Raw genomic sequence first — 8223 nt, forward strand, 5'->3', positions numbered from 1 at the left:
ATTAACAAAGGTGAATATGTGAATGTTTTTGAAAAAAACCCGGTTAAACGGCTGTCAACGTTAAATATCATTTAAATTTGTGATCTCTCCTAAAATATTGAATAACTGACATCATATCCCTTCTTGATTCCTGCATAGAACCATTCCAGAGAATGTATGAGGTGTTCCGGCAAATTGAACACCCTTGTGATGAAAGCCGGAAAAGAGACAGTTTTCCAATGGCAGTATATTGACTTGAACCTGGAAAGCTGCTCGTAGTAGATGTACCTTCTGCGCCTGCTCTGGTTGTGAAGCTCCTCAGACTGGATGTCGAAAATCCTCTTGATTTCCAGTCTCATGCGGTTCATCGCATCGTAACTGTCCAGGTCATTGAGATTGCCCCTGAAGGTCAATCTCGCAAACTTATTGATCATCTGATTTAATTTCCTTTCCCTATCGAAATAAATCTCTCTTTGTGTTAATTTCTTAGATCTTGACATGTTTCCTCCCTTTAATATTGTCAAATTGACTTAGAAATTCCCTTGCTAGAATGTCATCAAAGACGTACCAGATTCTGTTTTCATTTAAGACCAATTCCCTTAACTCGCAGATGGAATCAGCCTCAAGCACATGTCCGAATTCCTTATAAGTGAATCTTCCCCCAAGGAACTGAACCCTAAAAAGCCCCGTATCGTTTTCCTGATAGTTGACTTTCAGCTCCAAGGTCAGTATTTCCTCAAAAAAGCATAAAACTTCCCTTAATCCATAATCCCTGATTTGGGATAAGTCCAACACTCCATAGTCAATTTCCTCAAGTGTTTTTACACTTAAAAATTCCACAATTTCTTCCGAATATTTAATGAAATTAAACTCCATTTGAACCTCTTAAATTACTAACAGCCATAAAAGACATGTATCCAGCAGTAAACCCAAATACGTGCTTCTCTTATTGTCCCCCCTATGTAGTTTGTAGAATATTAACAGCAAAGAAAATATCACCAGCATAAACTGGATTGCAGTTATGACATTTGTTATCATTTTATCATCTCCTCCATGATTTCAATGACACGCTTATTCAAGGGATTGTCCAAGGACAGGAATTCCCTGTTGCCGTCGCTTGAGCCGAACTCGGCAAAATAGACCTCCCTTCCACAGCCATTGTCGATTGACGCTCCGAAAGTTGCCTTACCGTCCTTGATTTTTACGCCGAAATCGGCGAACTCAAAGACAAGGACATCATCGAAGCTGTCAGGTTCAAAATATTCCTCTTCTCCACCATACACCAGCTGAAATTGGGTCTTGCCCTTCTTTTCAACGGACATGGAAAACACAAGGCGAACGTATATTCCATCCTGATGGGATTTCCTCTCGAGAAACTCGAAGAAATCGTCATCCATTTCCTCATAGGTGTATTTCTCATCTGCCTTGCCCACATATGTAGGCATGCTGTTGTCGGCTGCTAGTTCATCCACATAGAAATGAAACTCCCTATTTCCAGCCACTGAGTGTTCGACAGTCTCTTTAACATTTACATTAATCTCTTGACTCTTTTGCATTATTATTCCTCTAAATGATGATAGTTATAGTTCAAACATAGCATATGCTACGATAAGCCATTTACATATGTTGATTTTGGTTGATTCGGCTGTCCCGGTATTGGACAACCATATTGGTCTAAAAGAACGCTGCACTCCCATATGCAGTTGATTTAACTTGTGGTGTCATTTTTTATCAGCCCCTTTTTAATGTCAAAAAGTTCGTATAGAGTCTTGATTACAATTTAATAATGATGGTTAATTTCCAATAATTTAAAGTGCATTAAAACATTACTTTCAGGATGTATATAAAGGTTTGGATTTTTCAGTTTATGATAGCGTCCGCTAAACAGTGATAAATAAATAAAAAAAAGTTTCGTTCGTAAAAAATTGCTCGCTAAAAAAATAAAAAAGTAACTAGATATGAAATCTAGTTATTTAATTTCCGTTTTTAATTAATCTTGTTTCTTCCTTGACCAGAAACAGCCGAATATTGCGAAAACAGCAACTAAAAGATATGCAATCGGATTACCGGTAGCATGCATTGCTGGGCCATGAACTGGATTTTCAGGTTCGGGAGTAGGTTCTGGAGTTGGATCAGGTTTAGGAGGTACAGGTTTAACCTTTTGAATAACTTTAACGGTAGCATTATCGTCATTGTTAGTTAAATCACTTTCATTGACGCTGCATGTAACGTTTGCGTTATTTGTAATCAAACCTGGATTAATTACTTTACATAAGATATCCAAAGTAACTTTTTCTCCTTTAGCTAAATTACCTATTGTCCAATTACCAGTTTTTGCATCGTATTTACCTTTTGAAGCGGAATAACCGATGTATTTTACGCCGGATGGCATGACATCACTGACCCAAACGCCTTTTGCAGGGCTTGGACCATGGTTGACCACTTCAATAATCCAGTGCATGTAATCGCCGACATAGTAAACTTTCTTATCTGATGATTTGATGAGTTCCAAATCACAGATTTCAAATGCTTCAGTGGTATTGTTAGCATGGTTGTTGGTTTTATTGGAATCCGGAGTGGATGAATTAACATCTACAGGATTTGTAATGTTTCCAACGCTCAATACTCTAGTCACAATTGTGAGTGTAACGGTTGAAGCATTGTCAAGCTTACCGATTGTCCAAATATTGGTGTTCTTGTCAAAAGTACCCTTAGTAGCAGTGTATGAAACTAACCTCAATGAATCTGGAATGTCTTCCAAGACCTTTACGTCTAAAGCTGCGCTAGGACCATGATTGATTACAATTATAGTCCAGGTCAAGTCTTCGCCAACATAAGCCTTCTTGGAGCTTACGAGTTTGATGATTTCCAAATCACAAACAGGATCTGCTTCAGTAGTGTTATTTGCCTTGTTGTTTGTTTCGTTACTGTCAGGAGTTGTTGAGTTAACTACAACAATGTTAGTTATGTTGCCTTCAACGAGAACTTGGGTCAATAATGTGATTGAAACAGGGCTGTTCACTTCTAAACTGCCGATGTTCCAGATTATTGTATTTCCATTCTGTTTGCAGTTTTCAGGCAATCCTAATACTTTAAGTCCGTTAGGCAAAGTGTCGTTTACTACAACGTTTTCAGCTGTGTTAGGACCTCTGTTTACAACAGTGATTGTCCATTCAACAATGTCGGTTACATTTACCATGGTTGCGTTTACGGATTTTGTAATTACCAAATCACAAATAGGATCGGCAACGGTAGTGTTGTTTGCAATATTATTGGATTCGTTGGAATCCGGAGTAGTGGAGTTTACAACTACAGTGTTCATAAAAGTACCGTTAGTCAAGACTTGAGTGACCAAAATAAGGAAAACAGGTGAGTTTATCCGTAACTCGTCCATCTTCCAAATCCTAGTTCTCTCATCAAAACTTCCCGCACTCGGTGTTGCACTAATGATTCTCAAACCATTAGGTAAAGTGTCATTTACCACAACGCCGAAGGCAGTTGATGGACCCTTATTAACTAAAGTTATATTCCATTCTACAGTGTCATTTGCATAAACACGGGTTGCGTTAACGTATTTATGGATTTCCAAATCACAAATCGGGTTTGCAACGGTGGTATTGTTCGCCTTATTGTTGGACTCATTTGAATCAGGAGTAGTAGTGTTTACGACCACGAAATTGGTGTTGTTGCCTTCGCGTGTAATCCTGGTAATGAATTTAAGAACAATCGGTTCGGCATTAGCAGCCAAATCGCCAAGTTTCCAAACAATATTATTACCGGTCTGTACACCGCCTCTTGGCAATTCACCAATAACAATTACGCCATCAGGCAAAGTATCATTAACAATAACATTAACAGCAGTGTTAGGACCATTATTTTTAACAGTAATAGTCCACTCAACAGTCTCATTAACAAAGATGCTTGTTGCATTGACCTCTTTGATAACAACCAAATCACAAATTTCTTTCACAGTAGTGTTGTTGTTTGCGGTTTTATTGTCAGTCTGATTGCTGGTTGCATTGACCATGTTGATTAAAGTGCCGTTCACTAAAGTCTTGAATACTAAAGTGAAGTTAGCGCTTGAACCAGGAGTCAAATTACCGTTATAAGTGAATACATTGCTTGAATTAGTCCATTTATGAGTCTCATCAATGAATTTGACCAATTCATATTCAGTGATTTTGTAATCCTCATAAACAGCAACATCAGTCAAGTTGCAGTCACCGGTATTGGTAACAACAATCACGAAAGTGACGTTTTCGCCGACAAACACGGTTTTATTCAATGCTAATTTCACAACAGTCATGTTTGGTTTGTAGACAGTAGTGTTATTGTTTGAAGTTTTGTTTTCAGTCTCATTGCTGGTTACATTGACCATGTTGATTAAAGTACCGTTCACTAAAGCTGTAAATTCAATAGTGAAGTTAGCGCTTGAACCAGGAGTCAAATTGCCATTAAATGAGAAGACATTACCATCTTTATTCCAAGAATTCTTGTTAGTGTAATCAACATATCTCAATTCGCTTGAATTGAAGATTTCAGTAACTTTAACATCAGTCAAGTTACAGTCACCAGTGTTTGTAACAACAATCATGAATCTAACTGTGTTGTTTACGAATACGACATTGTCCAAAGTAACTTTCTGAACAGTCATATTAGGTTTGTAAACAGTTGTAGTGTTGTTTCCTGTTTTGTTATCGGTTTCGTTAGAGGTAGCGTTAACAGTGTTGGTTAAAGTACCGTTCACCAATGCAGTAAATACAACAGTGAAATTAGTACTATTGCCTTTTGCCAAAGCACCATCATAAACGAATACAAAATCACCAGATCTTGTCCATTTACCAGTAACATCAACCATACGATTGAACTCTAACTCTTTGGAATCAAAGATCTCAGTAACGGTCACGTTATGTAAATCACAATCACCAGTGTTAGTAACAACAATCATGAAACTAACTGTGTTGTTCACGAAAACGACATTATCCAAAGTAACTTTCTGAACAGTCATATTAGGTTTGTAAACAGTTGTAGTGTTGTTTCCTGTTTTGTTATCGGTTTCGTTTGAAGTAACGTTAACAGTGTTGGTTAAAGTACCGTTCACCAATGCAGTAAATACAACAGTGAAATTAGTACTGTTACCTTTTGCCAAAGCACCATCATAAACGAATACAAAATCACCGGTTTTTGACCATTTACCAGTAACATCAACCATATCATTGAACTCCAATTCTTTGGAATTAAAGATCTCAGTTACGGTCACGTTATGTAAATCACAGTCACCAGTGTTAGTAACAACAATCATAAACCTTACAGTATTGTTCACGAATACAACATTGTCCAAAGTAACTTTTTGAACAGTCATGTTAGGACTGTAAACAGTAACATTAGCAGTATCATTAGTATAGTTTGTCACATTAGACCTAGCAGTTACATTGTTAACTAAAGTACCGTTAACCAATGCTTTAAAGTAAACAGTAAATGTTGCATTACCATTAACTTCAAGGTCTTTAGTATATTTGAATATAATATCATCATCACTGGACCAATCAGGACCAACAAATCTAATAAACTCAAACTCATTAGCATCGAAGATTTCAGTTACAGTCACATTACCTAAATCACAGTCACCAGTATTGGTTACAGTAATATTAAACGCAACAGTATCATTAACAATGACGAAATCTGTAGTGTTTAAACTTACTTTAACAACAGTCATATTAGGACTGTAAACAGTAACATTAGCAGTGTCATTAGTATCGTTTGTCACATTAGACCTAGCAGTAACATTGTTTACAAGAGTACCATTAGTTAAAGCCATGAAGTAAACAGTGAATGTGGCATTACCATTCAAACCAAGAGGTTTAAGATATTTAAATGTCACATTATCATCACTACTCCAATCAGCACCAACAAACCTGATAAACTTGAACTTGCTAGTGTCATAAGCTTCAGTAACATTCACATTACCTAAAACACAGTCACCAGTGTTAGTAACAGTAATATTAAACGCAACAGTATCATTAACAACAACGAAGTCTGTAATGTTTAAGTTTACTTTCTCAACAGTCATGTTAGGGCTGTAAACAGTAACATTTGCAGAACTGTTAGTTTCATTGGTTTCGTTAGATCTTGCGGTTACGTTATTGACCAAAGTACCATTAGTATTGGCAGTGAACCAAATTGTGAAAGTACTGTTTCCACCTTTTGCAAGAATTCCTTGATAAGTGAAAACATTGCCAGATTTGAACCAAATATCCTTATCGGAATGGTCCTTATAAGTCAATTCAGCAGGAATGTAACTTTCAGTAACAGTAACATTGTGTAAATCACTGGATCCTTTGTTGGTAACAGTAATATTAAACGCAACAGTATCATTAACAACAACGAAATCTGTTACATTCAATGAAACTTTTACAACTCCTAAACCAGGATTAGCAACAGTTACATTAGCGCTGCTGTTAGTTTCATTTGTTACATTGGATCTAGCGGTAACATTGTTTACAAGAGTTCCGTTAGTTAATGCCTGGAAGTAAATAGTGAATGTAGCATTACCGTTCAAACCAAGAGGTTTAAGGTATTTAAATGTCACATTATCATCACTACTCCAATCAGCACCAACAAACCTAATAAACTTAAATTCAGAAGGTTTGAAGAACTCAGACACAGTCACATTACCTAAATCACAGTCACCAGTGTTGGTTACAGTAATATTAAACGCAACAGTATCATTAACAACAACGAAATCTGTAATGTTTAAACTTACTTTAACAACAGTCATGTTAGGACTGTATACGGTTACATTTGCTGTGTCATTGGTACCATTAGTAACATTAGACCTAGCAGTAACATTGTTAACCAAAGTACCGTTAGTTAAAGCCTTGAAGTAAACAGTGAATGTAGCATTACCATTCAAACCAAGAGGTTTGAGATATTTAAATGTCACATTATCATCACTACTCCAATCAGCACCAACGAATCTGATAAACTTGAACTTGCTAGTGTCATAAGCTTCAGTCACATTAACACTACCTAAAACACAATCACCAGTATTGGTAACAGTAATATTAAACGCAACAGTATCATTAACAACAACAAAGTCGGTAATGTTTAAGCTAACTTTCTCAACAGTCATGTTAGGACTGTATACGGTTACATTTGCTGTGTCATTGGTATCATTAGTAACATTAGATCTTGCTGTAACATTGTTTACAAGAGTTCCGTTAGTTAAAGCTTGGAAGTAAACAGTGAATGTAGCATTACCATTCAAACCAAGAGGTTTAAGGTATTTAAATGTCACATTATCATCACTACTCCAATCATCACCAACAAACCTAATAAACTTAAATTCAGAAGGTTTGAAGAACTCAGTCACAGTCACATTACCTAAATCACAGTCCCCAGTGTTGGTTACAGTAATATTAAACGCAACAGTATCATTAACAACAACGAAATCAGTAACGTTTAAACTAACTTTAACAACAGTCATATTAGGACTGTAAACAGTAACATTAGCAGTATCATTAGTACCATTAGTCACATTAGACCTAGCAGTAACATTGTTTACAAGAGTTCCGTTAGTTAATGCCTGGAAGTAAACAGTGAATGTAGCATTACCGTTCAAACCAAGAGGTTTAAGGTATTTAAATGTCACATTATCATCACTACTCCAATCATCACCAACAAACCTAATAAACTTAAATTCAGAAGGTTTGAAGAACTCAGTTACAGTTACATTACCTAAATCACAGTCACCAGTGTTGGTTACAGTAATATTAAACGCAACAGTATCATTAACAATAACGAAATCTGTAATGTTTAAACTTACTTTAACAACAGTCATGTTAGGACTGTATACGGTTACATTTGCTGTGTCATTAGTACCATTAGTCACATTAGACCTAGCAGTAACATTGTTTACAAGAGTTCCGTTAGTTAAAGCTTGGAAGTAAACAGTGAATGTAGCATTACCGTTCAAACCAAGAGGTTTAAGGTATTTAAATGTCACATTATCATCACTACTCCAATCAGCACCAACAAACCTAATAAACTTAAATTCAGAAGGTTTGAAGAACTCAGTTACAGTTACATTACCTAAATCACAGTCACCAGTGTTGGTTACAGTAATATTAAACGCAACAGTATCATTAACAACAACGAAGTCTGTAATGTTTAAGTTTACTTTCTCAACAGTCATGTTAGGGCTGTAAACAGTAACATTTGCAGAACTGTTAGTTTCATTGGTTT

At 36.3% G+C, this 8223-nt stretch carries 4 protein-coding genes; all 4 read right to left on the minus strand.

Annotated features, from left to right (window positions below; genetic code table 11):
• Positions 1-89: 89 nt before the first annotated feature.
• On the minus strand, positions 90-479 hold the full coding sequence (locus MBBTH_RS05520) for a hypothetical protein (RefSeq protein WP_116592065.1): 390 nt from the start codon (positions 477-479) through the stop codon (positions 90-92).
• Positions 466-855 carry a hypothetical protein gene (locus MBBTH_RS05525; protein ID WP_116592066.1) on the minus strand — a complete coding sequence of 130 codons (390 nt, stop codon included), beginning with the start codon at positions 853-855 and terminating at the stop codon, positions 466-468. Before MBBTH_RS05525 ends, MBBTH_RS05520 begins: the two co-directional genes overlap by 14 nt.
• A 158-nt stretch (positions 856-1013) precedes the next feature.
• A complete protein-coding gene (locus MBBTH_RS05530) occupies positions 1014-1535 on the minus strand; it encodes a hypothetical protein (protein ID WP_116592067.1) in 522 nt (173 codons plus the stop codon).
• Positions 1536-1969: 434 nt separating this feature from the next.
• Entirely contained in the window at positions 1970-8173 is a 6204-nt protein-coding gene (locus MBBTH_RS05535; protein WP_207773335.1) for a DUF11 domain-containing protein, read from the minus strand.
• Positions 8174-8223 lie beyond the last annotated feature (50 nt).

This window comes from Methanobrevibacter thaueri (assembly GCF_003111625.1).
In the GTDB taxonomy this organism is placed as follows: domain Archaea; phylum Methanobacteriota; class Methanobacteria; order Methanobacteriales; family Methanobacteriaceae; genus Methanocatella; species Methanocatella thaueri.

What these genes read in the sequence shown, in the direction of transcription:
- MBBTH_RS05535 (WP_207773335.1), bottom strand. Translation starts at nt 8,173, where the DNA reads ATGACTGTTGAGAAAGTAAACTTAAACATTACAGACTTCGTTGTTGTT.
- MBBTH_RS05530 (WP_116592067.1), bottom strand. Translation starts at nt 1,535, where the DNA reads ATGCAAAAGAGTCAAGAGATTAATGTAAATGTTAAAGAGACTGTCGAA.
- MBBTH_RS05525 (WP_116592066.1), bottom strand. Translation starts at nt 855, where the DNA reads ATGGAGTTTAATTTCATTAAATATTCGGAAGAAATTGTGGAATTTTTA.
- MBBTH_RS05520 (WP_116592065.1), bottom strand. Translation starts at nt 479, where the DNA reads ATGTCAAGATCTAAGAAATTAACACAAAGAGAGATTTATTTCGATAGG.